Raw genomic sequence first — 24,681 nt, forward strand, 5'->3', positions numbered from 1 at the left:
GCCGCCACGCTCGGCAGAGCGCGGCGCTGCTCAGGCGGTAGCGACCAGGCCGAACCCGGCGCCTTGCGCCAGCGTGTCGAAGCCTGGGAACGACGTGGCCACGTTGGCGACATCGTTGATCCGTACCTCGCCCGGGGCCAGTTGCCCGGCAATGGCGAACGCCATCGCGATGCGGTGATCGCCGTGGCTTTCGATGACGCCGCCGCCCAGCGTGCCGCCATGGATGGTGGCGCCGTCCGGCGTCTCCTCGACCACGATGCCCAGGCTGCGCAGGCCGGTGGCCATCGCGGCCAGACGGTCGGATTCCTTGACCCGCAGCTCGGCCGCGCCGGTGACCACGGTCTGGCCCTGCGCGGCGGCGGCGGCGACGAACAGCGCCGGAAACTCGTCGATCATGTCCGGCACCACCGCTTCGGGAATCTGCGCACCGCGCAGCGGCGCGTAGCGCACCCGCAGATCGGCCACCGGCTCACCGCCGTGTTCGCTGTGATTGTGCTCGACGATGTCCGCGCCCATCAGCCGCAACGCGGCCAGCAGGCCGGTGCGGCGCGGATTGAGGCCGACCGCCTGCAGGGTGATGTCCGAGCCGGGAACGATGCTGGCGGCGACGATGAAGAACGCCGCCGAAGAGAAATCGGCCGGCACCGCGATGTCGGTGGCGTGGAGACGCTGGCCGCCGCGCAGGCGCGCATGACCGGGCGCGAACGCGATCTCCACCCCGAACGCGGACAGCATGCGCTCGGTGTAGTCGCGGGTCGGATGCGCTTCCTGCACCGAGGTGACGCCATCGGCATACAGCCCGGCCAGCAACACCGCGGACTTGACCTGGGCGCTGGCCACCGGCGAGGCGAAGTCGATGCCATGCAGCGACTGCCCGCCATGGATGCGCAGCGGCGGCACGCCGTTGGCGTCGGTGTCGATGCGCGCGCCCATCAGCGCCAGCGGCTCGGTCACGCGGCGCATCGGTCGCCTGGACAGCGACGCGTCGCCGACCAGCACGCTGTCGAACGGCTGCGCCGCCAGCAAGCCGGCGAGCAGGCGCATGCCGGTGCCGGCATTGCCGCAATCCAGCTCACCCTGCGGCGCCTGCAGGCCATCGACGCCGACCCCATGCACGATCCGCTGCGACGGCGACGGCGTTTCGATCCTGACCCCGAGCCTGGCGAAGATCGCCGCGGTCGACCGCGTGTCCTCGCCCTCCAGGAACCCATCGATGCGCGACACCCCATCGGCCAGTGCCGCGAACATCACCGCCCGATGCGACACCGACTTGTCGCCCGGCACACTCAACGTCCCCTGCAAAGCAGAGCCCTTCGTCGCGATCCAGTACTGCTCGTTGCTCATCACCGTTCCTGAAATTGCCGTCGTCACCCGCAAGCGGGCCCCGCTGTCGATCTTGCTGTTGCAGCTGATTCCACCGTTGCCACCGTTGCCACCGATGTTGCTGCTGTTGCTGTTGCTGTTGCTGTTGCTGTTGCTGTTGCTGTTGCTGTTGCTGTTGTTGCTGTTGCTGTTGTTGCTGTTGCTGTTGCTGCTGTTGTTGCTGTTGTTGCCCTTCGCTTTTCGGGGGTCCCCATTGAGGGTCGGCGAGCGACCTGGGAACAACCCCGCAGGGGCGGCGCGCAGGATGCGCGCCGTTTTTCGCTGGCACATGGATGTGCCATCGAAAAATCCCAGGTTGCTCGCGGACCCCGCGCGCAGCGCGGGGCGACCCGACTGGGGCGGCCTTTCTTTTGCTTACTTTTCTTTGGCCGTTCAAAGAAAAGTAAGTCGCGCAAAGCGCGAAAGCCCTTGCTTCCAGCTCTAGCTTTCAGCTCTGGCTTCTAGCTCCAGCCGTACATACACAAACCATCAGAATCAAGGCACCGCCACCGGATACGACCCCAACACCTTGATCTGCGCCGAATGCGCCTGCAACTCCGCCAACGCCTGCTTCATCGACTCATCCTCCACATGCCCGGCCAGATCGATGAAGAACCCGTACTCCCACTTCGCCTGATGCGAAGGCCGCGACTCGATCCGGTTCATGCTGATCCCATGCCGCGCGAACGGACTGAGCACATCGAACAACGCCCCCGGCTTGTCGTGGATGAACACCAGCACCGACGTACGATCGTGCCCGGACGGCGGAAAGATCTGCCGGCCGATCACCAGGAAGCGCGTGGTATTGTCGTCGTCGTCCTCGATCGACTTCATGATCACCTTCTTCAGCGCATACACGTGCGCCGCACTCTCCCCGCCGATCGCCGCCGCATCCTCCCCATTGCGCGCGCGCCGCGCGCCCTCGGCATTGCTCGACACCGGGATCTTCTCCACCTTCGGCAGATGCGCGCGCAGCCACCCGGCGGTCTGCGCGAACGACTGCGGATGCGCATAGATGCGCTCGATCGCATCGAGCCGGCCGCTGCGCGACAGCAGGTACTGGTGCACGCGCAGCTCGGCCTCGCCGCAGATCTTCAGATTCGAGGTCAGGAACATGTCCAGGGTGACCTGGATCGTGCCCTGCCCGGAATTTTCGACCGGCACCACGCCGAAATCGGCGTTGCCGCTCTCCACTTCCTGGAACACTTCCTCGATCGTCGCCATCGGCAGGCCCACCGCCGAGCGACCGAAATGCTTGAGCACCGCCTGCTGGCTGAAGGTACCTTCCGGACCGAGGTAGCCGACCTTCAGCGGCTCCTGCTGCGCCAGGCAGGCGGACATGATCTCGCGGAACACGTGCACCAGCACCTCGTCGCTGAGCGGGCCCTGGTTGCGGTCCACCACCATCCGCAGCACCTGCGCCTCGCGCTCGGGGCGGTAGTAGTCCACCGCCGCGGCGAGCTTGCCCTTGGCCTTGCCGACCTGATGCGCGAACTGCGCGCGCTCGGCGATCAGCGCCTGGATGGTGCGGTCGATCTGGTCGATCTTGGCGCGCACGTCGGCCAGTGCCGGCGCCGCGGCTGCGGGCTTGGCGATAGCCGTCGATTTCGGCTCGGCCGGCTTAGTCTTGGCCGGCTTGCTCGATTCGGCGTCTGCGGTTCGGGATTTGTTCGGCTTTGCGGCCATGGATCGTGGTTCCTCGATGTTCCGGAGCGCCTGTGAAGCATCCGGTCGCGGCTGATGGCCCGAGGCCACCTTGAGCCGCTCCTACAGGGGTGGGTGATGACTCAGCCGTTGCGCTGCTGGAAGTCGTGCATGAAGGCGACCAGCGCCTGCGCGCCGGCCACCGGCATCGCGTTGTACAGCGAGGCGCGGATGCCGCCGACCGCCTTGTGGCCTTTCAGCGCCAGCAGTCCGGCGGCCTTGGATTCGACGACGAAGCGCGCGGTGAGGGTGTCGTCCGGCAGGAAGAACGGGATGTTCATCCGCGAGCGCGCCTCGGCCGCCACCGCGTTGCGGTAGAAGCCGCCGGAGCCGTCGATCGCCGCGTACACCAGCGCCGACTTGGCCCGGTTGCGGCGCGCGAATTCCTCCACCCCGCCCTCGGCCAGCATCCACTTGAACACCAGCCCGGCCAGGTACCAGTTCCAGGTCGGCGGCGTATTGAGCATCGAATCGCGCGCGGCGTGCGAGCGGTAGTCGAAGATGTCGGCGCGCGGCTGGCCGCTGCGCTGCAACAGGTCCTTGCGGATGATGACCACCGCCACCCCGACCGGGCCCAGGTTCTTCTGCGCGCCGGCGTAGATCACCGCGTAGCGCGACACGTCGATCGGCTCGGCGGCGATGCTGGAGCTGAAATCGGCGAACAGCGGCACCGCGCCCACGTCCGGCGCGTCACGGAACTCGACGCCGTGGATGGTCTCGTTGGCGGTGATGTGCACGTAGGCGGCATCGGCGCTGAGCTGCCAGCTGGCGCGCGGCGGGATCGCGTGGAAACCACCGGCCTCGCTGCTGGCGGCGACGTGCACGTTGGCGTAGGGGGCGACCTGCTTGATCGCGGTCTTGCCCCAATGCCCGGTCACCACGTAGTCCACGGTCTGCCCCGGCGCGGCGAAGTTCAGCGCCAGCAGCGCCTGCTGGGTGGTGGCGCCGCCGGACAGGAACAGCACCGCGTAGTCGTCGCAGATGCCGAGCAGGCGCCGCAGGTCGGCTTCAGCTTCGGCGGCCACGGCCATGAACTCGGCGCCGCGGTGGCTCAACTCCACGATCGAGGCGCCTGCGCCGTTCCACTCCAACATCTCCGCCTGCGCCTGGCGCAGGACCGATTCCGGCAATGCAGCGGGGCCGGCACTGAAATTGAACGCGCGCGTCATGGGGCACCTATTGGACAAGACGCCTAGTATGCCGCAGCGCACCAGCTTGCGGCCCAGGCAATTTAGGTTGCATTTGCATCCATTGGCCCCGCCCATGCGTAGTCTGTGCTGAAGTCGTCAGCGGTCGTCCGCCCCCTCCAGGAGTCAGCCATGTCATTGCGCGATGTGCTCAAGATCCCCAGCCGCGAGGTCACCGACGAGGCGCTCTACCGCGATCGGCGGCGCCTGCTGCAGGCCTTGGCGCTGGCGCCGGCGCTGGGCCTGGTCGGCTGCGCCGAAGCCGAGCCGCCGGCCCCGCCGAAGACTGTGCCGACCCCGGAACAGGCGCGCAGCGGCTTTCGCACCAGCGAAGAGCCGACCCGCTACGAGGACGTGACCAGCTACAACAACTTCTACGAATTCGGCACCGACAAGACCGACCCGTCGAAGGCGGCCAAGACCCTGCGCACCGCGCCGTGGTCGGTGAAGGTGTCCGGCGAATGCGACAAGCCCGGCACCCTGGCGCTGGACGACCTGCTCAAGGGCAGCAGCCCCGAAGAGCGTATCTACCGGCTGCGCTGCGTGGAGGGCTGGTCGATGGTGATCCCGTGGCTGGGGGTGCCGCTGGCCGCGGTGCTCAAGCGCTTCGGCCCGACCTCCAAGGCCAAGTACGTCGCCTTCACCACGCTCGCCGATCCGCAGCAGATGCCCGGCATCCGCTACCGCTCGATCGACTGGCCGTACAAGGAAGGCCTGCGCATCGACGAGGCGATGCACCCGCTGACCCTGCTCGCCACCGGCCTGTACGGCAAGCCGCTGCCGCAGCAGAACGGCGCGCCGCTGCGGCTGGTGGTGCCGTGGAAATACGGCTTCAAGAGCATCAAGTCGATCGTCGAGATCCGCTTCGTCGAGCGCATGCCGGAGACCGCCTGGCATGAATTGCAGGCCTCCGAGTACGGCTTCTTTTCCAACGTCAATCCGGCGGTGGACCATCCGCGCTGGAGCCAGAAGACCGAACGTCGCATCGCCGGCAAGGCCAGCAAGCTGTTCGCCGAACGCATCCCGACCCGCCCGTTCAACGGCTATGCCGAGCAGGTGGCGGGGATGTATGCGGGGATGGATCTGAAGAAATGGTTTTGAGAGGCTGGGAATGGGGAACCGGAAATCGGGAATGGGAAAAGCGTGGCGCCTCGTTGTGCGTCAGAAAGCCCATGAGGTCTGGACGCGCCGCGGTTTCGCGTCGCGCCTGTTGCTCCAACGCGGCTCGATGATGGCGCATGGCTAAGACATCCGCTTCGTTGATCGCGGCCAAGACGCTGGTGCATGCGCTGGCGCTGGCGCCGCTGGCCTACCTGGGCTGGCAGTTCTGGCAGGTGTGGCAGAACGGCAGCGATGCGCTCGGCGCCGATCCGGTCGCCGAGATCGAGCACCGCACCGGGCTGTGGGCGCTGCGCCTGTTGCTGCTGACGCTGGCGATCACGCCGCTGCGGCAGCTGAGCGGGCAAGCCGTGCTGCTGCGGTTCCGGCGCATGCTCGGGCTGTACGCGTTCTTCTACGCCTGCGTGCACTTAGGGGTGTACCTGGGCCTGGACCTGCGCGGCTACTGGGCGCAGATCTTCGAGGAGATCGTCAAGCGCCCCTACATCACCGTCGGCTTCATCGCCTGGCTGCTGCTGATCCCGCTGGCGATCACCTCCACCCAGGGCTGGATGCGCCGGCTCAAGCGCAACTGGGGCAAGCTGCACAAGGCGATCTACGCGATCGGCGTGCTGGCGGTGCTGCACTTCTGGTGGCTGGTGAAATCGGATATCCGCGAACCGCTGCTGTACGCGGCGATCCTGGCGCTGCTGCTGGGCTGGCGCGGCGGGCGGGCGCTCAGCGCGCGCCGAACCACAGCAGCCCGCTGAGCGCGGCCGCCAGCAGCAAGGCGCTGAGCAGCAGCCACGGCCAGCGCAAGGCGGTGGCCGGGCGCGGCGCGGCGACCGGCGCGGCCGCCAGCGGAATGCTGGCCGGATCGTGCTTCAGCGGCTCGCCGGGCGCGGCCTGCGGCACTTCCAGCACGAAGCGATGCTGCGCGTCGAACACCAGCTGGTCGCCCGACTGCAGCCAGCAATCGCGCACCGCGTGGCCGTTGACCTGGGTCTGCGCATCGCCGAGCCCACGCAGCAGCACGCGCTCGCCATGCCGTTCCAGCCGTGCGTGGCGCTCGGCGAAGGCCGGATCGTCGATGCAGATGTCGCACTCGCGCAGGCGGCCGACGCAGCGCACGCGATCCAGGGTATAGCTGCGGCCATGGTGCTGGCCGCCGACGCCACGCAGCAGCAGGCGCGGATCGTCGCCCTCGCCTTCGGCCGCGTCGGGCAGGCGCTGCAGCGGCTCGCACCCGCCCTGCACCACCATTTCCACGCCGTCGGCATAGACCGCATCGCCGGCGCGCAACAGCGCCATGCGCCGCACCGGACGCCCGTTCACATGGATGCCGCGGGCGCCGTTGGCCACCTGCAGCCACAGTCCGCGCCGGTCCAGGCAGAACTGCGCCAGCAGCAGCGCGCCCTGGGTATCGTCGACCACGCGCACGTGCCCGGACGCCTGCCGCACGATGCGGTGCACGCCCGCGCGCAGGGGCCGGTCGGGTTGCTGGCGGTTGCTGAAATGGACTTGCAGGTCGGGCACGGCGGGGAGCCTAGCAGGTTGCCCGCGCTTGAAGAAGCGCGCCGCGCCTGGACAACACTGCGCGCATACGCACAATGCCTGATCTTTTCCACGGGCCGCATGCCCGCACAGGAGCCAGCCAGCATGTCCAGCATCGACATCCGCCACGACCACGACAAGACCCCCGCACAGGCGCGCAAGGCGATCGAGGACGCCGCCAAGAAGCTGTCCGCACGTTTCGACCTGGAATCGCGCTGGGACGGCGATGCATTGCTGTTCTCGCGCTCCGGCGTGGACGGGCGCATCGCACTGCTGCCCAAGCAGGTGCATGTCACCGCCGAACTGGGCTTCCTGCTGTCGGCGCTGAAGGGCACGGTGGAAGGCGAGATCCGCCGCGTGCTGGCGGAAAAGCTGGGCTGAGCGGCGAAAGCCCCTCTCCCCCCGGGAGAGGGGTTGGGGTGAGGGTCCGGCGCGAAGCGTCTCGCCGTATTTGGGTGCGCGAGGCTGCGCCCGGACCCTCATCCGCCCCTACGGGGCACCTTCTCCCGATGGGAGAAGGAACAGCCGCCGCATGGCCCCTCCCCCACCGGGAGAGGGGTGGGGTGAGGGTCCGGCCCGCTCAGTCGAAGGCGAACGGCTGCGGGTGTCCGGCGAACAGGCGCCGCGATACTTCGCGCTCGGTGCTCTCGATATCGCCGATGAAGCCTTCGGCATCGCCGAGCTTGGAGAACGCGTCGAAGCCGCGTTCCAGGAACCCCTGCAGTTCCGACAGCCCCGCCGCCTTGGCCGGGCCGCGCGCGAAGCGCAGCAGCATGCGCACGCCCGGGGTGTGCACCGCGGTGGCCAGGCCCAGGCCGACGCTGGCGATCAGGTCGATCTGGTGCAGGCGCAGGCGGCGCAGGCCGGTGTGCCGGTAGGCCTGCGCGTACACGTCGTCGTTCAGGCGCTTGCGGCGCGGCGCCAGTGCCTGCAGCGCCTCGGCCATGCGCAGGTCCAGCGCGTGGGTCAGCGCGCCCAGCTCGATGCCGTCGGCGACCGTGTCCAGCAGCGTGGCCGGCATCAGCCGCTGCATCATCGGCAGCACCTTGACGATGTCGGCGTCGCGCCGGCTGAAATCGCGGTCGCCGTAGACGTCGGTGAGGAAGAACATCGCCGCCGGCTGCCGCTGCGGGTCCTCCAGGAAGTGTTCGAAGCTGCGCTCCAGCCGCTGCGTCTGCCAGCGCCGCAGTTCCTGCAGCCAGCGCAGCGCATTGCGCGGCTCCTGCGCCGGATCGTGCACGGCCTGATGCCACGCCAAACGGCGGCCGAGTCGTTCCAGGACGGGATTGCTGCGCGCCATCGGCGCCGATGATGGTGGTAGCCGGGCACGACCGCAAGCAGCGCCGCGCTCGGCTACACTCCGGCCAACGCCTCCTGCGGACCGTGCATGCTTTCCCTCCACAGCGCCTCGCCACGCCCCCGCTCCCACGGCCGTATCGGCCTGGCCATCGCTGGCGGCGGCCCGATCGGCGGCATGTACGGACTCGGCGCGCTGCGCGCGCTGGACGAGGCCCTGGACGGACTCGACCTGGCCCGGCTGGACTGCTACGTCGGGGTCAGTTCCGGCGCGTTCCTGACCGCCGGCCTGGCCAATCGGATCAGCAGCGCCGAGATCTGCCGGATCTTCGTCACCGGCAACAGCGACGATGCGCGCTTCCGGCCCGAGGATTTCCTGCGCCCCAACGTCTACGAATACCTGCGCCGCGCCGCGACCCTGCCCAAGCTCGCCTACGGCTGGTGGCACGACCTGCTGAACGAGCCGCGCAAGACCCGCTGGTCGGACCTGATCGCCCGCTTTGGCGGACTGGTGCCCAGCGGGCTGTTCGACAACGCCGGGGTCGAACGCTTCATGCAGGACGTGTTCAGCCGGCGCGGCCGCAGCAACGATTTCCGCGCGCTGGAGGCGGACCTGTTCGTGGTCGCGGTGGACCTGGACAGCGGCCGCACCGTGCGCTTCGGCGAACCGGGCCTGGACCAGGTGCCGATCTCGCTGGCGGTGCAAGCCAGCGCCGCGCTGCCCGGGCTGTACCCGCCGGTGGAAATCGACGGCCGCCACTACGTGGACGGCGCGCTGCGGCGCACGATGCATGCCTCCACCCTGCTGGAGCGCGGCATCGACCTGATGATCGGGATCAATCCGCTGGTGCCCTACGACGCCACCCATGCGCCGCGCCGCAACGGCCAGATCGACCGCACGCGGCTGCTCAGCGGCGGCCTGCCGGCCGTGCTGTCGCAGACCTTCCGCACCCTGCTGCAGTCGCGCATGCAGGTCGGGCTGGAAAAGTACGCGCGGCAGTATCCGCGGGTGGACCAGCTGGTGTTCGAGCCCAATGCCGACAACAGCGAATTGTTCTTCACCAATCTGTTCAGCTATTCCGCGCGCCACCGCGTGTGCCAGCTGGCCTATCGCAACACCCTGGCCGACCTGCGCCGCAACGCCGAGGTGCTGGAACCGATGCTGGCCGTGCACGGCATCGCCCTGCGCCACGAGATTCTCAACGATCGCCACCGCACCTTCCTCGACGGCGTGGACGTGCAGCCGCGGCGCATGACCGAAACCACCGCGCGTCTGCGCCGCGCGCTCGACGACGTCGACCAGGTCATCGCCGGGCGCCGCGCCACCCGCCGCACGCGGCGTCCGCCGCCGCTTTCCACCGACTGAGGCGCGGGCGCTGGTGTGGTTACACTAACCAAAACCATCGCCGTGAGTCTCCAATCCAGCCACCCAACCGCCGAAGGAACCGCATCGTCATGGCCACTCTGAAGAAATCCGCGCACAAGAAGAAGACCGCCACCGCCAGCGACGCGGGCCTGCAGGCGCAGGCGGAAAAGCTGTCCAGGCGCCTGGGCGAATCGGCGCAGCAGGTGTGGCTGGCCGGCGTCGGCGCGTTCGGCCGCGCCCAGGCCGAAGGCGGCAAGCTGTTCGAGACCCTGGTGAAGGAAGGCCTGACCCTGGAGCAGAGCACGCGCAAGCTGGCCGGTGGCGGCGTCGATGCGGTGCGCGATGTGGTGGAGAACCGGGTCGGCCAGGCGCGCGAACGCGCGGCCGATACCTGGGACCGGCTGGAGAAGGTGTTCGAGGACCGGGTGCAGCGCGCATTGCGCAGGCTGGAAGTGCCCAGCCGCGAAGACCTCGGTACCCTGGTCGATCGCGTGGACGCCTTGAACGCCGAACTGCGCAACCTGGGCAGCGGCCGCCGCGCGCGCCAGGCGCCGGCCAAGCCGCCTGCGGCCAGGAAAGCCGCGAAAACCGCCGCACCCCGATCCCGCCCGGCCAAGCAGGCAGCGCCGGCCCGGCGCCGTGCCGGTCCGGTCGTGGCCAGCGCTGCGCCCGCGCCGAAACGCCGCAGCGGCAAGCGTGCGGCGACGCCTGCCGCTGCAGAATAAGCTTTTGTTGCAAAGCAACAGATTTTTTCCGACAATCGGGACTGGACCCGCCAGTCCATCAAAAGGCCGTTTGCTCCCCTCCCCTCTCGGCTTCGGACTGGCGGGTCTTCTTCTGTCCGCCGTTCCCCGCTGTCGCCTTGCCGGCGCTGTGACACGCTGGCGATAGACTGGCGTCATCGATAGCGTCACGCGGGTGCACGCATGTTTTCCTGGATAGCGGCAACGGTCTTGGCAGTTGCAGCATGGCTCGCTGCCACGTTCTACCTGTGGGTGGTCCGGCGCCGCGAGAACGAGACCGCCGCCGGGCTGCACGCCCTGGCCGGACTGCATTGGCGCGATTTCTCGCGCATGGTGCGGCGCGCGATGCACGAGCAGCGCGACCTGCACGACGCGGTGGCCGACCAGGACGCCTCCCGGGAACCGCAGAGCGACTTCGTGATGACCCGCGGCCGGACGCGCTGGCTGTTGTCGTGCAAGCATGGCCGCGCCTACCGGATCGGCTCGGCCGCGGTCAACGAACTGGGCGCCGCGGCGCGGCTGATGGGCGCACAGGGCGGCATCCTGGTCACCGAGGGCACGGTGCAGCACGACGGCATCGCCGCGGCCGACAAGCAGTCGGTGGAGATCCTCGACGGCCGCCGCATCTGGCCGATGCTCAAGCGCTACCTGCCCAGCGAACTGGAGGACGGGGTGATCGGCGCCAGCCGCCGGCGTGCGCAGCGGCATACCGCGATCGCCGCGCTGGCCGCGCTGACCCTGGGCCTGCTGGTGGGGCTGGGCGGGCTGGCGCTGCAGCAGCGCAGCGCCGATGCCGCGTCCGCCACGACGCTGCCGGCGCCTGCCACGCCCACGCCAGCGCCGCCCGCGGCCAATACGCCGCCCGTCAGCGTCGCCGCGGCCCCTGCCGCGGCCGCGGCCCAGCCCGCCACCGCAGCACCCGACGCCGCTACCGAAGCCGGCTATCGGCAGTCGGTGTCCAAGGCCCTGGCCAGGACGCCGGGCCTGATCCGTGGCATCTGGCAGACCCAGATGACGCTGGCGATCGATCGCAGCGGCGACGACGCGCAGGTATGGCCGCGGATCTGCAAGGAAGTGGAACGCTACCCCTCGCTGCGCACCGTCCGCATCCAGCTCAATCCGCGCCCCGACCGCAACGAGCCGGTGCGCTGGCGGCAATGCAGGACGTTTTGAGCGGGGATTGGGGAGTCGGGATTGGGGATTCGCAAGAGCGTTGGCGCTTGCGCGTCCATCATCCCCCTGTTTGATCCGGTGCGTTGATCCGGCGCGGCAAAGCCGCTTTTACGAATCCCCAATCCCAAATCCCCAATCCCGGCCCATCACCAATGCATCCCGCGCATCAGCGCCGCGAACGCGATCTGCTCCTGGCTGGGCCTGGTCTCGCGTAGCGCCTTGCGGTCGCCCTTGGCCGCGGCCGAGTCCGGGAACAGCTCGAAGGCGGTGTTCATCACCAGCTCGTAGGCCTTCGGCGCGACCGCGTTGACCAGCGCGGCGAAGATGCCCAGCCGCGTCGCCACCCGGCTCGGGCGCTCGATGATCGCCTTGACCATCAGGTCCGCCGCCTCTTCCACGCTCAGCGTCGGCACGCTGTCGTACATCTTGGTCGGCGCGATCATCGGCGTCTTCACCAGCGGCATGTTGACCGTGGTGAAGCTGATGCCCTTGCCCGACAGTTCGCCCTGCGCGCAGCGGCTCCACGCGTCCAGCGCCGCCTTCGACGCGACGTAGGCGGAGAAGCGCGGCGAATTGGCCAGCACGCCGATCGAGCTGACGTTGATGATGTGGCCCTTGCGCCGCGCGGTCATGCCCGGCAGCACGCCCATGATCAGGCGCAGGCTGCCGAAGTAGTTCAGCTGCATGGTGCGCTCGAAGTCGTGGAAGCGGTCGTAGCTGAGCTCGATCGAGCGGCGGATCGAGCGGCCGGCGTTGTTGATCAGCACATCGACGTGGCCATGCGCTTCGAGCACGGTCTGGAGCAGCGCATCGCAGCCGGCCAGGTCGGACAGGTCGGCGGTATAGGCGAACACCTTGCCGCCCTTGGCGTTCATCGCATCGCGCGCGGCATGCAATTCCTGCTCGCCGCGGGCGACGATGATCGTGGTGGCGCCGGCCTCGGCCACGCGCTGCGCGGTGGCCAGGCCGATGCCCGAGGAACCGCCGGTGATCAGCACCACCTTGCCGCGCACCTTGCCCTTCAGCGTGCGGTCCACGAACAGGTCCGGATCCAGCTGCCGTTCCCAGTGGTCCCACAGGCGCCAGGCGTAATCCTGCAGCCGCGGCACGGCGATGCCGCTGCCCTTCAGCGCGCGCTCGGTCTCGCGGCTGTCGAAGCGCGTGGGATAGGTGATGAACTTCAGCACTTCGCGCGGGATGCGGAAATCGCGCAGCAGCATGCCGGTGAAGCGGCGGATCGGCGGCAGGCCGCCGACCGCGGCACGGATCCCCGCCGGCACGAAGGCGAACATCCGCGCATCCACCCGCAAGGTCATCTCCGGCGCGTGGCCGGCGCGGCAGAACACGTTGAGCACCTCGCCCACGCGCAGCGGTTCCGGGTCGGTGAGGTGGAAGGTGTGGCCGTCGAGCTTGGGCTTGTGCGCGATGTGGTCCATCGCATCGGCGACGAAATCCACCGGCACCAGGTTGATGCGTCCGCCCTCGATGCCCAGCATCGGCGCCCACGGCGGCAGCAGCTGGCGCAGTTTCTTGATCAGCGGGAAGAAATAGTACGGCCCGTCGATCTTGTCGATCGCGCCCGTGCGCGAATCGCCGACCACCATGCCCGGGCGGTAGATACGCCACTTGATCCGGGTTTCCGCGCGCACCAGCGCCTCGGCATCGTGCTTGGTGCGCAGGTAGGGATCCTCCAGGCCTTCGGCCTCTTCGAACATGTCCTCGCGGAAGATGCCCGGATACAGCCCGGCCACCGCGATCGAGCTGGTGTGATGGAAGGTGCCGGCGCCGATCTGCACGGCCAGTTCCAAGGCGTTGCGGGTGCCGTCGAGATTGGCCACGCGCTGCGCCTCGGCCTTGGCGGTGAGGTCGTACAGCGCGGCCAGGTGGAAGAAGTGCCTGACCTTGCCGCGCAGCGTCTGCCGTTGCGCTTCGTCCAGGCCGCAGCAGTCGGCGCCGACATCGCCGTGCAGCACCACCAGGCGCTTGCCGTCCCAGCCGTGCTCGCGCACCAGCGCATCGAACTTGCGTTGCGACTCCTTGCGGACCAGGACGTGGATGAGGCCTTTGCGCCGCATCAGGTTGGCCATCAGATAGCGGCCGATGAAACCGGTGGCGCCGGTAACGAAATAGGTCATGCCCAGGCATTCCTCGTTGTGCGGCCGCGGCCCCTCGCCCCGTCCTGCGCGCTAACTTGCCAGAGTGCGGCAGGCAGGACAAACGCACGCAGGGGTATGGCGCACGCGCGCTGCGTGCGGCGGCGCCGCATCGGCCGGGGACGAAACAAAGATTTGCGCCTGCCTGTTCGCGCTCAGCGCGTGCCGGGCGAGAACCGCGCCACCAGGTCGTAGGTGTCGCCGAGGAACACCTGGCGCACGAAGGTCACGGCCTGCTCGCCGCGCCAGGTCTGCCGGTCGATCAGCAGGCAGGCGGTGCCGGCCGCCACCTGCAGCCGCGCCGCCTGCGCGGGGGTGGCGCCGATCGCGCTGATGCGGTGTTCGGCGCGGGTCCACGGCACGTGCTGCAACAGCCAGCTACCGGGCACGACGACCGCGAAATCCATCTGCAGCGCTTGCGGTACCGCCACCGGGTTGATCACTCGCTCCTCCAATGCGAACGGGCGCCCGTCGGCGAAGTGCAGGCAGTGCAGCGCCAGCAGCGTGCCGGCGGCGGCGACCTCGACCTCCTGCGCCAGCGCGGCGCGCGGCGCGCGCTGGCGCCGCTCGAGCAGTTCGAAGCGATAGGCATGGCCGCGCGCGGCGACCTCGACCGGAATGTCGGGGATCTCCAGCGCCACCTGTTCCATGTGCGGATGCGGCCGCGCCACGAACGAGCCGGCGCGGCGGCGGCGCTCGATCATGCCGGCGTCGGCCAGCATCGCCAGCACCTTGTTGACCGTCATCCGCGAGCAGGCGTACTGCGCCATCAGTTCGTGCTCGAAGGGAATGCGATGACCCGGCGGCCATTCGCCGCTGCGGATACGGCCTTCGATGTCGCTGCGGATGCGGTGGTTGAGCGTCGCCGCGGGCCGGGCCTGGCTCATCGGCGCTCCTGCGCGGCGGCATGGCGGAGCCGGCTCATGCGTCCAGCAGCGCGGTCAGCGCGCGTGCATAGGTCGCGGCGACCGCGTCGCGGCGATGATGGCGGCCGTCGCGCACCAGCGCGCGGCCGTTGCGCCAGACCGAACGCACCGCGCCGCGCCGCGCGGCGAAGATCCAGCTGTCCAGCCAGGCGTCGCCGCTGCGCGCGCACAGCGCCGGATGCGCCGGATCCAGTTCGACCAGGTCGGCCTGCGCGCCCACCTGCAGGCCCTGCGCCACGCCCAGCGCCTGCGCCGCGCCCTGCGCGGCGGACTGCAGCAGGAAGCGGCCGCTGGACGCCGCGGCGTCGCTGGCGAGCACGTTGCGCCCGCGCAGCTGCAGGCGCTGGCCGTATTCGAGCAGGCGCAATTCCTCTGCCGCGTCGATCAGCACATTGGAATCGGAGCCGACGCCGAAGCGCCCGCCGGCATCGACGAATGCGCGCATCGGGAACAGCCCGTCGCCCAGATTGGCCTCGGTGATCGGGCACAGGCCGACCACCGCGCCGCTGGCAGCGATCGCCTGCACTTCGCCGGCATTGACATGGGTGGCGTGGACCAGGCACCAGCGCGCGTCCACCGGCGCGTGCGCCAGCAGCCACTGCACCGGCCGCTGCCCGCTCCAGGCCAGGCAGGCCTCGACCTCGCGGGTCTGCTCGGCGATGTGGATGTGCACCGGGCCTTCGCACAGCGGCAGCAGCGCGGCCAGCTCGTCCGGGGTGACCGCGCGCAGGCTGTGCGGGGCGATGCCCAGCACCGCGTCGTCGAGGCCGCGCAGCGCGCGGCGGCTGCCGTCGAGCAGCGCGGCGTAGCCGTCCACATCGTGGATCAGCCGCTGCTGCGCCGGATTCGGCGCGGCACCGCCGAAATCGGCATGTGCGTAGAACACCGGCAGCAGGGTCAGGCCAATGCCGCTGGTCTGCGCGGCGGCGGCCAGGCGCTGCGCCATCTCGGCGCGGTCGGCATACGGCCGGCCATCGGCGGCGTGGTGCAGGTAGTGGAATTCGCCGACGCGGGTGAAGCCGGCCTCGAGCATCTCCACGTAGGCCTGTTCGGCGATGGCTTGCATGCTGTCCGGGTCCAGCCGCTGCAGGAAGCGGTACATCAGCTCGCGCCAGCTCCAGAAACTGTCGCCGCTGCGGCCACCGACTTCGGTCAAGCCGGCCATGCCGCGCTGGAACGCGTGGCTGTGCAGGTTGCCCAGCCCGGGCACGGCGATCGCCAGCGTCTGGTCGCCGGACGCCGCGGCCACGCCGGACTGCACCGTGACGATGCACCCGCCGCGCACCTCGAGCCGCACGTCGCGCGCCCAGCCCTCCGGCAGCAGCGCCTGCGCGCACCAGAAAGCGCTGGTTGCCTCGTTCCCGCCTGCCTGTTGCTGCGCCAGGGTCTGCACTGGACACCCTCCATCGACCGCAATATTGTATATACAAAATAACCGACGAACCCGCCCGTGACCATGCCCTGCGACACGCTCTGGCACAACGCCCACCTGATGACGCTGGACGCCGAGGACGGCGGGCTGGGACAAGTCCGCGACGGCGTGGTCGCCTGCCGCGACGGCCGCATCGTCTATGCCGGCGCCGCCGCGGCGCTGCCGGCGCCGCTGGCTGCGCTGCACAGCGTCGACTGCGGCGGGCGCTGGATCGGCCCGGGCCTGATCGACTGCCACACCCACCTGGTCTACGCCGGCAACCGCGCTGGCGAGTTCGAACAGCGCCTGCTCGGCGCCAGCTACGCCGACATCGCCCGCGCCGGCGGCGGCATCGTCGCCACCGTGCGCGCCACCCGCGCCGCCGACGAGGCCGCGCTGCTCGCCGCCAGCCTGCCGCGGCTGGACGCGCTGCTGGCCGAGGGCGTGACCACGGTGGAGATCAAGTCCGGCTACGGGCTGACCCTGGACGACGAACTGCGCCTGCTGCGGGTGGCGCGGCGCCTGGGCGAACTGCGCCCGGTGGCGGTGGCGCCAACCTTCCTCGGCGCACACGCGGTGCCGCCCGGCGCCGACGCGCAGACCTACATCGACGAAGTCTGCGAACGCATGATCCCGGAGGTCGCCGCGCAGGGCCTGGCCGAGGCCGTGGACGTGTTCTGCGAGCACCTGGCCTTCAGCCCGGCGCAGACCGAGCAGGTGTTCCAGGCCGCGCAGCGGCATGGCCTGGCGCTGAAGATCCATGCCGAGCAGCTATCCAACCAGGGCGGCGCGGCACTGGCGGCGCGCTACGGCGCGCGCTCGGCCGACCACGTCGAGTACCTGGACGCCGCCGGCGTCGCCGCGATGGCCGCCGCCGGCACCGTGGCGGTGCTGCTGCCGGGCGCGTTCTACTTCACCCGCGACACGCAGCTGCCGCCGATCGCCGCGCTGCGCGCCGCCGGCGTGCCGCGTGCGCTGGCCACCGACTGCAATCCCGGCACCTCGCCGCTGACCAGCCCGCTGCTGGCGATGAACCTGGCGGCGACGCTGTTCCGCATGAGCGTGGCCGAATGCATCGCCGGCTTCACCCGCGAAGCGGCACGCGCGCTCGGACGCCATGAGCAGGTCGGCCGGCTGCGCGCCGGGCTGCACTGCGACCTGGCGATCTGGGACATCGAAGAACCGGCCGAACTGGTCTACCGCATGGGCTTCAACCCGCTGCATGCGCGCATCTGGAGGGGACAATGCGCAACGAGATCGTGCTGCGCCCGGGCGCAGTAAGCCTGGCGCAGTGGCGCGCCGTGTACCGCGGCGCCAGCGTGCGCCTGGACCCCGGCTGCGCCGAGGCGGTGCTGCGCAGCGCGCAGACGGTGGAGGCGATCGTCGCCAGGGGCGCGCCGGTGTACGGCATCAACACCGGCTTCGGCAAGCTGGCCAGCGTGCGCATCGAGCGTGAGGACCTGGACACCTTGCAACGCAATATCGTGCTGTCGCATGCGGCCGGCGTCGGTGAGCCGATGCCGCTGCCGGTGGTGCGGCTGATGCTGGCGCTGAAGCTGGCCAGCCTGGCGCAAGGCGCCTCCGGCGTGCGCCCGGCCACGCTGGCGCTGCTGGAAGCGCTGTTGCACCACGACGTGGTGCCGGTGGTGCCGTGCCAGGGCTCGGTCGGCGCGTCCGGCGACCTGGCGCCGTTGGCGCATCTGGCCACGGTGATGATCGGCGTCGGCGAGGCCTTCGTCGGCGGCCAGCGTCTGCCGGCCGCGCAGGCGCTGGCGCTGGCCGGGCTGCAGCCGCTGGCGCTGGGCGCGAAGGAAGGCCTGGCGCTGCTCAACGGCACCCAGTTTTCCACCGCCTACGCGCTGGCCGGGCTGTTCGAGATCGAGCGCGTGTTCCATGCCGCGCTGGTCGCCGGCGCGCTGTCCACCGAAGCGGCGAAAGGCTCGGATACCCCGTTCGATCCGCGCATCCACGCCTTGCGCGGCCAGCACGGGCAGATCGCCACCGCCGCCGCGCTGCGCGCGCTGATGCACGGCTCGGCGATCCGCGATTCGCATCGCGACAACGACGTGCGCGTGCAGGATCCGTACTGCCTGCGCTGCCAGCCGCAGGTGATGGGCGCGGCGCTGGACGTGATGCGCCAGGCCGCGACCACGCTGGCGATCGAGGCCAACGGCGTGTCCGACAATCCGTTGGTGTTCAGCGACACCGGCGAGGCGCTGTCCGGCGGCAACTTCCACGCCGAGCCGGTGGCCTTCGCCGCCGACATGCTGGCGCTGGCGGTGTGCGAGATCGGTTCGATCAGCGAACGCCGCGTGGCCATGCTGGTGGATCCGGCGCTGTCCGGGCTGCCGGCGTTCCTGACCCCCAAACCGGGGCTCAACTCCGGCTTCATGATCCCGCAGGTCACCGCCGCGGCGCTGGTGTCGGAGAACAAGCAGCGCGCCTACCCGGCCAGCGTCGATTCGATCCCGACCTCGGCCAATCAGGAAGACCATGTATCGATGGCCGCGCACGGCGCACGCCGGCTGCTGGCGATGGCCGAGAATGCGGCCAATGTGGTCGGCATCGAACTGCTGGCGGCCGCGCAGGGCTGCGACTTCCACGCGCCGCTGACCTCCAGCGCCGCGCTGGAAGCGGCACGCGCGCTGCTGCGCGCGCAGGTGCCGACGCTGCAGGACGACCGCTATTTCCATCCGGACATGCTGGCCGCCACGGTGCTGGTGCGCGGCGGCGCGCTGGCGGAGGCGGTGGATGTGTCCCTCCCCGATGCAACGTCCGGATCATGACCCTGTAGGAGCGGCTCTACGTGGCCTTGGGCCATCAGCCGCGACCGGGCGTTACCGGCAATGCCCGGTCGCGGCTGATGGCCCAAGGCCACGTAGAGCCGCTCCTACAAAAAACGAGGCTCTGCATGACGTCCCTACCCGACTGGCTCAGTGTCCACCGCGGCGATGCGCCACTCATCGTCAGCTTCCCGCACACCGGCACCGAGCTGCCGGAAGCGCTGGCCGATCGTTTCGTATCTTCCTGGCTGGCACGGCGCGATGCGGACTGGTGGGTGCATGAGCTGTACGCCTTCGCCCACGACATGGGCGCCACCACGCTGCGTTCGGCGGTGTCGCGCTCGGTGATCGATCTCAATCGCGATCCGAGCGGCGTCTCGCTGTACCCGGGCCAGAACAGCACCGGCCTGTGTCCGCTGACCACCTTCGACAACCAGCCGCTATACCGCGACGGTGCCGGCCCGGACGCGGCAGAGATCGCCCGCCGCCGCGACACCTGGTTCGCGCCCTACCACGCCGCATTGGCCGCAGAGATCGCCCGCCTGCGCGCGATCCACGGCACCGTAGTGGTGTACGACGCGCACTCGATCCGCTCGCAGATCCCGCACCTGTTCGACGGCGAGCTGCCGCAGTTCAACATCGGCAGCGCCGGACCCTCCGGGGCGCCCGATAGCAGTTGCGACAACGCGCTCACCGACGCGGTCGAGACCCTGTGCGCGACCAGCGGCATGCGCCATGTGCGCAACGGACGCTTCAAGGGCGGCTACATCACCCGCCATTACAGCGACATCCCCGGCGGCGTACACACGCTGCAGATGGAGCTGGCCTGCCGCGGCTACATGCACGAACCCGAGTGCGTGGACGAGCGCACCTGGCCCACGCCGCTGGACCCCGACCACGCCGCGCCGCTGCGCCACACCCTGCAGCAGGTGCTCGCGTCCTGTCTCGAATTCGCATACTCACGGAGTGCCGCATGACCCGCCTCGACCCCACCCGCACGATCCAAGCGCCCACCGGCAGCACCCTCAGCTGCAAGAGCTGGCTCACCGAAGCGCCGCTGCGCATGCTGATGAACAACCTGGATCCGGACGTGGCCGAACGCCCGCAGGAACTGGTGGTGTACGGCGGCATCGGCCGCGCCGCGCGCGACTGGGAATCCTTCGACGCGATCGTGGCCGCGCTCACGCGCCTGGACGACGACCAGACCCTGCTGGTGCAGTCCGGCAAGCCGGTCGGCGTGTTCCGCACCCACGCCGATGCGCCGCGCGTGCTGATCGCCAATTCCAACCTGGTGCCGCGCTGGGCCACCTGGGACCACTTCAACGAACTCGACAGGAAGGGCCTGGCCATGTACGGGCAGATGACCGCCGGCAGCTGGATCTACATCGGCGCGCAAGGCATCGTCCAGGGCACCTACGAGACCTTCGTCGAGATGGGCCGCCAGCACTACGCCGGCAGCCTCGCCGGCAAGTGGCTGTTCACCGGCGGTCTCGGCGGCATGGGCGGCGCGCAGCCGCTGGCCGCGGTGATGGCCGGCGCCTCGTGCCTGGCGGTGGAATGCCGCAAGAGCAGCATCGACATGCGCCTGCGCACCGGCTATCTCGACACCTGGACCGACGACCTGGACGAAGCACTGCACCTGATCGAGGAATCGTGCACGGCGAAGAAGCCGCTGTCGGTGGGCCTGCTCGGCAACGTCGCCGACGTGCTGGACGAACTGCTGGTGCGTGGGGTCAAGCCGGACCTGCTGACGGATCAGACCTCCGCGCACGACCCGGTCAACGGCTACCTGCCGCAGGGCTGGACGGTGGAAGAATGGGACGCAAAGCGCGTGTCCGCACCGAAGACGGTGGAAGCCGCCGCACGCGACTCGATGGCCAACCACATCCGCGCCATGCTTGCCTTCCACGCGCTCGGCGTGCCGACCGTGGACTACGGCAACAACCTGCGGCAGATGGCGCTGGAGGAAGGCGTCGAGAATGCCTTCGACTTCCCCGGCTTCGTCCCCGCCTACATCCGCCCGCTGTTCTGCCGCGGCATCGGCCCGTTCCGCTGGGCGGCGCTGAGCGGCGATCCGGAGGACATCGCCAGGACCGACGCCAAGGTCAAGGAACTGATCCCGGACAACCCGCACCTGCACCGCTGGCTGGACATGGCCGCCGAGAAGATCAAGTTCCAGGGCCTGCCGGCGCGCATCTGCTGGGTCGGCCTGGGCGATCGCGACCGCCTGGGCCTGGCGTTCAACGAAATGGTCGCCAACGGCGAACTGAAGGCGCCGGTGGTGATCGGCCGCGACCATCTGGATTCCGGCAGCGTCGCCTCGCCCAACCGCGAGACCGAGGCGATGGCCGACGGCTCCGACGCCGTCTCCGACTGGCCGCTGCTCAACGCCCTGCTCAACACCGCCAGCGGCGCCACCTGGGTCTCGCTGCACCACGGCGGTGGCGTCGGCATGGGCTTTTCCCAGCACGCCGGCATGGTCATCGTCTGCGACGGCACCGAGGCGGCCGCCAAGCGCATCGCCCGCGTGCTGTGGAACGACCCGGCCAGCGGGGTGATGCGGCATGCCGATGCCGGATACGCCATCGCCATCGATTGCGCGAAGGAACAGGGGCTGGATCTGCCGGGGATTCTGGGCTGAGGCTGCCTGGCGAGGATCCCGCTTTTCCCCAAACGGCAGCTCGCATCAAGAGCATTCAGTACTGTGATCGAATGTACGAATTTTCGCCAACTGCGATCTATGGTGCCGCGCCGGATCGCTGAACTGCTGTCGTACGCTCGATTGACACCCTGCCGCCAACTGCAGTATTTCTGCCTGCACAGGCGAAGGGGAACGCTGGCCAGATCGCTTACGGACATGGAGTCGCGATGCACCCCTTACAGATCAACCGACACGCTGGCCCTCGATCCGTCCAGGCCGCCCGCGTTGACGCAGTCCGCCGCCAAAGCGTTTGCCATGCCAGCAGATTTCTACGCCTTTCGGCCTCGCGCGCACTGCTGGCACTTGCCGTCACGACCTTGACCGCTTGTGCCGGCGCCAGTCCCACATCGACATCAGGGGATACCGCCATGCCCGCCTCAACTGCCACCGCGTCGCACGCCGGCGCCAAGGAACCTCCCATGACCGCCACGGACGCCGCTCCCGCCCCTACCGCCTCGGCCGAGGACATCGGCAACCGTATCCTGCGGTTGATCGACAGCATGCGGTCGCAGGCAGATCTAAGCCCAGCCAACGTCCAGCAAGTGACCGGCATCAAGGTCGAGATTGATCCGAACGATGCCCTCAACTGGGGATTCGGTGGCGCTGTCGATGCGCAATGGACCTATGGTCTGAGCAGCATGAAATCTCCCGATGGGAAAGCCGTGGACGGGCTGCTGTTTTCCTTCGAACCAGCGCAAGGCCAAGCTGGTGACAATCCAGCGCCAGTCTGTACCCCTGATCTTGATTATTACCGTAAGTCCCTGGAACAGAGAGGCTTTTCCGCCAAGCCACTACATGGCCGCTTCGGTGTTGTAGACCGCTGGCTCTTCGAGCGTGATGGCGTGTCTATTGGCGCATCGCTGCGCCGAAACCCCAAGTCACGTGAACGCCTGGCGTGCGTGCACCAGTTGATTATCAACGCCCGCTGAGGGACCGGTCATGAGCGACAGAGAAGAGAAGCTCGAACGCATGCTCTCGGCTTTCGAGCGTGATTGGGCTCCGTCGGCATCCAATCTACGCACGATGCTGGAGGCCAACCCAGCGCTGCGCACGCGGATGCTGGATGCAGCGGAGACGGACCGATTGCTCAGTTTCAAAGGCGTCGATCCTACTGACCGTAGCCAGGGAATGTTAGGCGGCTATAACCCAAACGATGGCAGCCTTGCTCTGCCGATGGATTTGTTGGGAAACGCGCCGCGTAACAGGGCAAACGCCGGTACTGTCCTAATGACGATAGGCCATGAAGTAGAGCACGCAGTCCACCGCGACGACATCCGCACCACAAATCAACACTTTGCAACCGGCGTGCAACGCATAGCGGAGAGCCCAGGCCCTCATGACTACACCGCGCTGTTGGGCCAACGTGGAAACGAGCAGCGGTTGCGTGAAGCCAACGACGAGATAGCCGGCATCAACACTCTTGCCGCGCAGGTGCGTACGGCCAACCCCAATGCTGGCCTGAAAGATCTCTTCGATGCAGCCCCCGTAGATATGGCGCAATACATCGATGTTGCGGGCACGCCACCAAGACAAACCTATACGCCACGCGAAGGCCTGAGCTTCGGCCAGGACCTGCGCGTCGAGCCCAATGCGGCCAACCTGGAGGCGATGGGCAAGCTGTTCTACGACGCCAATCACTACCCCGCAAATTATGGCAGTCGCGCGCTGTACCAGATCGAGCAGGCCGAGGCCGCAGCGGCCTCCCGCCGCCCCGCTGGCGAGCCCGCGCCGGAGGTGCGCGTGGACATGAAGGCGCTGGGGCTGGATCAGGCACGGGCCAACGGCGACGTCTATTTCCCAACCGGCTTCACCGACACCAGCGCACCGCGCCTGGGGCCGCCGGCACCGACCGACCCGGCCATGCCGGATGCAAGCGCGTCCAGGCCGCAGGCGGCCTGGAGCCATCCGCTTTACCAGCAGGCGCTGGCCGGGCTGGAGCAATTACCGGCCGAGCACGCCATCGTCGACCGTGGCGCACGCCATCGCACCGCCGGTGCCATGGCGGCACAAGCGCAGGCCGATGGCCTGCAGCGTATCGATGCCGTGCTCGGCAGTCACGACGGGCAACGCTTGTTCTCCGTACAGGGCCAGGTCGGCGCGCCGGATGCCTGGCGCAGTCATGTCGATCGCACGACCGCGCAGCAACAGCCGCTGGAGGCCAGCGCCAGCCAGTTGCAACAGGAAAGTGCACGCGCGGCTACGCAGGAACAGGAAGCACAGCGTACGCCTGTAATGCGGTGATGGGATCGGCGCGATCCCCGCAAGATGCCACGCGCTCCGCGCAGGGCGAGAAATTCGGCGTGCATGCCGGCGCGCACTGGCGGTTCGTTCGAGTGAGGTCGAACGCATCGGGAATCGAGCCAGCTGGCGCGTAGTCGGAACGGCGTCACGCATTACGACAATCGGGCTCAAGATCGTCGAGCCAGCGCCGACAAAAGATGCAACGTTTCGAGGAGCCTTCATGGGCATCCTGATCTACCTGACTCCCGCCGTCGTGCTCTGGGCGATCACCGCCACCGTTCTCGCCTGGGTCTTCTTTGGCCGCTGGCGCCGCGAGCAACGGCAACAGGAGAGCGTGCAGGACAGCCTCGCCCGCCACCAGGCCGCGCTGTCGCAGATGAAGGCGCGTGCGGCCGCCAGCGCGCGCGAGTTCGAGGCGCTGCAGCAGGCCTATGCCGGCCTGCGACAGACGCTGGAACTGCAGACGCAGGAACCGCTGCCGGCGCAGGAGATCGTGGAGCGGCCACCGGTGCCGATCCTGGTGATGGAGCGCCTGGACATTTCCGCAGAGATCGGCACGCTGCTCGCGCACGTGGCGCGGGTGGCCAGGAGCATCCGCCGCTACAGCGCCTACAGCCGCGGCCACAACGCGCCGGAGCTGAGCAGCGCGCGCTACGACCTGCATTGGCTGTCCGACTGCCTGCACAGCCTGGACCAGATCGGCCACGCCTTGGCCAGGGGCAACGTGGATACCCTGACCGCGGCCTGCACCGAGCTGCTGTCGATGTACGAGCAATACCTGAAGGACGGATCCGGCTACAACAGCCGCGACACCTTCCAGCGCCTGAGCAGCCACGTCCCGCTCGCCGACGTGACCGACGCCATCCGCTCGATCGCGGCCAAGGCCTCGCTGGCGCGGCAGGCGCAGACGCAGACGCAGGCCGGCGGACAGGTGCACGCGGCGCCGGTCGCCTGAAGCACCGCCATCGGGCGAGCTGGCGTGT

At 69.0% G+C, this 24,681-nt stretch carries 22 protein-coding genes; 14 read left to right on the forward strand and 8 right to left on the reverse strand.

Annotated elements, in window-relative coordinates:
- Positions 1–30: 30 nt before the first annotated feature.
- Positions 31–1,344, reverse strand: coding sequence for a 3-phosphoshikimate 1-carboxyvinyltransferase (aroA, locus tag FZ025_RS01375; RefSeq protein ID WP_104558820.1), 1,314 nt, complete (start codon positions 1,342–1,344; stop codon positions 31–33).
- Between aroA and FZ025_RS21820 the strand changes: the two genes are divergently transcribed.
- On the forward strand, positions 1,337–1,807 hold the full coding sequence (locus FZ025_RS21820; protein WP_146093596.1) for a hypothetical protein: 471 nt from the start codon (positions 1,337–1,339) through the stop codon (positions 1,805–1,807). The genes aroA and FZ025_RS21820 overlap by 8 nt on opposite strands.
- Before the next feature lie 50 nt (positions 1,808–1,857).
- Here the strand turns inward: FZ025_RS21820 and pheA are convergent, their stop codons facing one another.
- Positions 1,858–3,048: a prephenate dehydratase gene (gene pheA, locus FZ025_RS01380; protein ID WP_046979592.1), complete on the reverse strand. Its 1,191-nt coding sequence runs from the start codon at positions 3,046–3,048 to the stop codon at positions 1,858–1,860.
- A 101-nt stretch (positions 3,049–3,149) separates the two neighbouring features.
- Entirely contained in the window at positions 3,150–4,235 is a 1,086-nt protein-coding gene (gene serC / locus FZ025_RS01385) for a 3-phosphoserine/phosphohydroxythreonine transaminase (RefSeq protein ID WP_046979593.1), read from the reverse strand.
- Positions 4,236–4,385: 150 nt separating this feature from the next.
- Here serC and msrP point away from each other — a divergent pair, with 150 nt between their 5' ends.
- Both msrP and msrQ read left to right on the forward strand, forming a co-directional pair.
- Entirely contained in the window at positions 4,386–5,354 is a 969-nt protein-coding gene (msrP, locus tag FZ025_RS01390; protein WP_046979594.1) for a protein-methionine-sulfoxide reductase catalytic subunit MsrP, read from the forward strand.
- Between the two features lie 137 nt (positions 5,355–5,491).
- Complete coding sequence (gene msrQ / locus FZ025_RS01395; RefSeq protein ID WP_046979595.1) at positions 5,492–6,121, forward strand: protein-methionine-sulfoxide reductase heme-binding subunit MsrQ; 630 nt, start codon at positions 5,492–5,494, stop codon at positions 6,119–6,121.
- Here the strand turns inward: msrQ and FZ025_RS01400 are convergent.
- Complete coding sequence (locus FZ025_RS01400) at positions 6,090–6,887, reverse strand: FHA domain-containing protein (RefSeq protein WP_046979596.1); 798 nt, start codon at positions 6,885–6,887, stop codon at positions 6,090–6,092. The genes msrQ and FZ025_RS01400 overlap by 32 nt on opposite strands.
- A 123-nt stretch (positions 6,888–7,010) precedes the next feature.
- Between FZ025_RS01400 and FZ025_RS01405 the strand changes: the two genes are divergently transcribed.
- Positions 7,011–7,286 carry a polyhydroxyalkanoic acid system family protein gene (locus FZ025_RS01405; protein WP_046979597.1) on the forward strand — a complete coding sequence of 92 codons (276 nt, stop codon included), beginning with the start codon at positions 7,011–7,013 and terminating at the stop codon, positions 7,284–7,286.
- A gap of 199 nt (positions 7,287–7,485) precedes the next feature.
- Here FZ025_RS01405 and FZ025_RS01410 read toward each other — a convergent pair whose 3' ends face one another.
- Entirely contained in the window at positions 7,486–8,205 is a 720-nt protein-coding gene (locus FZ025_RS01410) for a DUF8198 family protein (RefSeq protein WP_046981924.1), read from the reverse strand.
- An 87-nt stretch (positions 8,206–8,292) separates the two neighbouring features.
- Here FZ025_RS01410 and FZ025_RS01415 point away from each other — a divergent pair, with 87 nt between their 5' ends.
- From FZ025_RS01415 to FZ025_RS01425, 3 genes are all read left to right on the forward strand, one after another.
- Positions 8,293–9,567 (forward strand): patatin-like phospholipase family protein, encoded by a 1,275-nt coding sequence (locus FZ025_RS01415; RefSeq protein WP_046981923.1) that lies wholly within the window; start codon positions 8,293–8,295, stop codon positions 9,565–9,567.
- A gap of 89 nt (positions 9,568–9,656) precedes the next feature.
- Positions 9,657–10,292 (forward strand): phasin family protein, encoded by a 636-nt coding sequence (locus FZ025_RS01420; protein ID WP_046981922.1) that lies wholly within the window; start codon positions 9,657–9,659, stop codon positions 10,290–10,292.
- A 201-nt stretch (positions 10,293–10,493) separates the two neighbouring features.
- Positions 10,494–11,483: a restriction endonuclease gene (locus FZ025_RS01425; RefSeq protein ID WP_208803719.1), complete on the forward strand. Its 990-nt coding sequence runs from the start codon at positions 10,494–10,496 to the stop codon at positions 11,481–11,483.
- 146 nt (positions 11,484–11,629) lie between these two features.
- On the opposite strand, the gene FZ025_RS01430 is transcribed toward FZ025_RS01425, so the two are convergent.
- From FZ025_RS01430 to FZ025_RS01440, 3 genes are all read right to left on the reverse strand, one after another.
- On the reverse strand, positions 11,630–13,618 hold the full coding sequence (locus FZ025_RS01430; RefSeq protein WP_104558808.1) for an SDR family oxidoreductase: 1,989 nt from the start codon (positions 13,616–13,618) through the stop codon (positions 11,630–11,632).
- Positions 13,619–13,791: 173 nt separating this feature from the next.
- The gene (hutC, locus tag FZ025_RS01435; protein ID WP_046981672.1) at positions 13,792–14,523 is read right to left on the reverse strand and encodes a histidine utilization transcriptional repressor HutC; all 732 of its coding nucleotides are present in this window, start codon (positions 14,521–14,523) and stop codon (positions 13,792–13,794) included.
- Between the two features lie 34 nt (positions 14,524–14,557).
- Positions 14,558–15,955: a formimidoylglutamate deiminase gene (locus FZ025_RS01440; RefSeq protein WP_046981673.1), complete on the reverse strand. Its 1,398-nt coding sequence runs from the start codon at positions 15,953–15,955 to the stop codon at positions 14,558–14,560.
- Positions 15,956–16,018: 63 nt separating this feature from the next.
- Between FZ025_RS01440 and hutI the strand changes: the two genes are divergently transcribed.
- From hutI to FZ025_RS01475, 7 genes are all read left to right on the forward strand, one after another.
- Positions 16,019–17,254: an imidazolonepropionase gene (hutI, locus tag FZ025_RS01445; RefSeq protein ID WP_104558821.1), complete on the forward strand. Its 1,236-nt coding sequence runs from the start codon at positions 16,019–16,021 to the stop codon at positions 17,252–17,254.
- Positions 17,218–18,759 carry a histidine ammonia-lyase gene (gene hutH / locus FZ025_RS01450; RefSeq protein ID WP_104558809.1) on the forward strand — a complete coding sequence of 514 codons (1,542 nt, stop codon included), beginning with the start codon at positions 17,218–17,220 and terminating at the stop codon, positions 18,757–18,759. Before hutI ends, hutH begins: the two co-directional genes overlap by 37 nt.
- Before the next feature lie 125 nt (positions 18,760–18,884).
- Positions 18,885–19,733: an N-formylglutamate deformylase gene (gene hutG, locus FZ025_RS01455; RefSeq protein ID WP_046981035.1), complete on the forward strand. Its 849-nt coding sequence runs from the start codon at positions 18,885–18,887 to the stop codon at positions 19,731–19,733.
- Positions 19,730–21,397, forward strand: coding sequence for a urocanate hydratase (hutU, locus tag FZ025_RS01460; protein ID WP_046981034.1), 1,668 nt, complete (start codon positions 19,730–19,732; stop codon positions 21,395–21,397). Before hutG ends, hutU begins: the two co-directional genes overlap by 4 nt.
- Before the next feature lie 479 nt (positions 21,398–21,876).
- A complete protein-coding gene (locus FZ025_RS01465) occupies positions 21,877–22,386 on the forward strand; it encodes a hypothetical protein (protein ID WP_046981033.1) in 510 nt (169 codons plus the stop codon).
- Positions 22,387–22,396: 10 nt separating this feature from the next.
- Positions 22,397–23,698, forward strand: a complete 1,302-nt coding sequence (locus FZ025_RS01470) for an XVIPCD domain-containing protein (RefSeq protein ID WP_146093597.1) — start codon at positions 22,397–22,399, stop codon at positions 23,696–23,698.
- A gap of 220 nt (positions 23,699–23,918) precedes the next feature.
- Positions 23,919–24,653: a hypothetical protein gene (locus FZ025_RS01475; RefSeq protein WP_046981032.1), complete on the forward strand. Its 735-nt coding sequence runs from the start codon at positions 23,919–23,921 to the stop codon at positions 24,651–24,653.
- Positions 24,654–24,681: the final 28 nt, after the last annotated feature.

Origin of the sequence: Xanthomonas hyacinthi, from assembly GCF_009769165.1 — a bacterium.
GTDB lineage: Bacteria > Pseudomonadota > Gammaproteobacteria > Xanthomonadales > Xanthomonadaceae > Xanthomonas_A > Xanthomonas_A hyacinthi.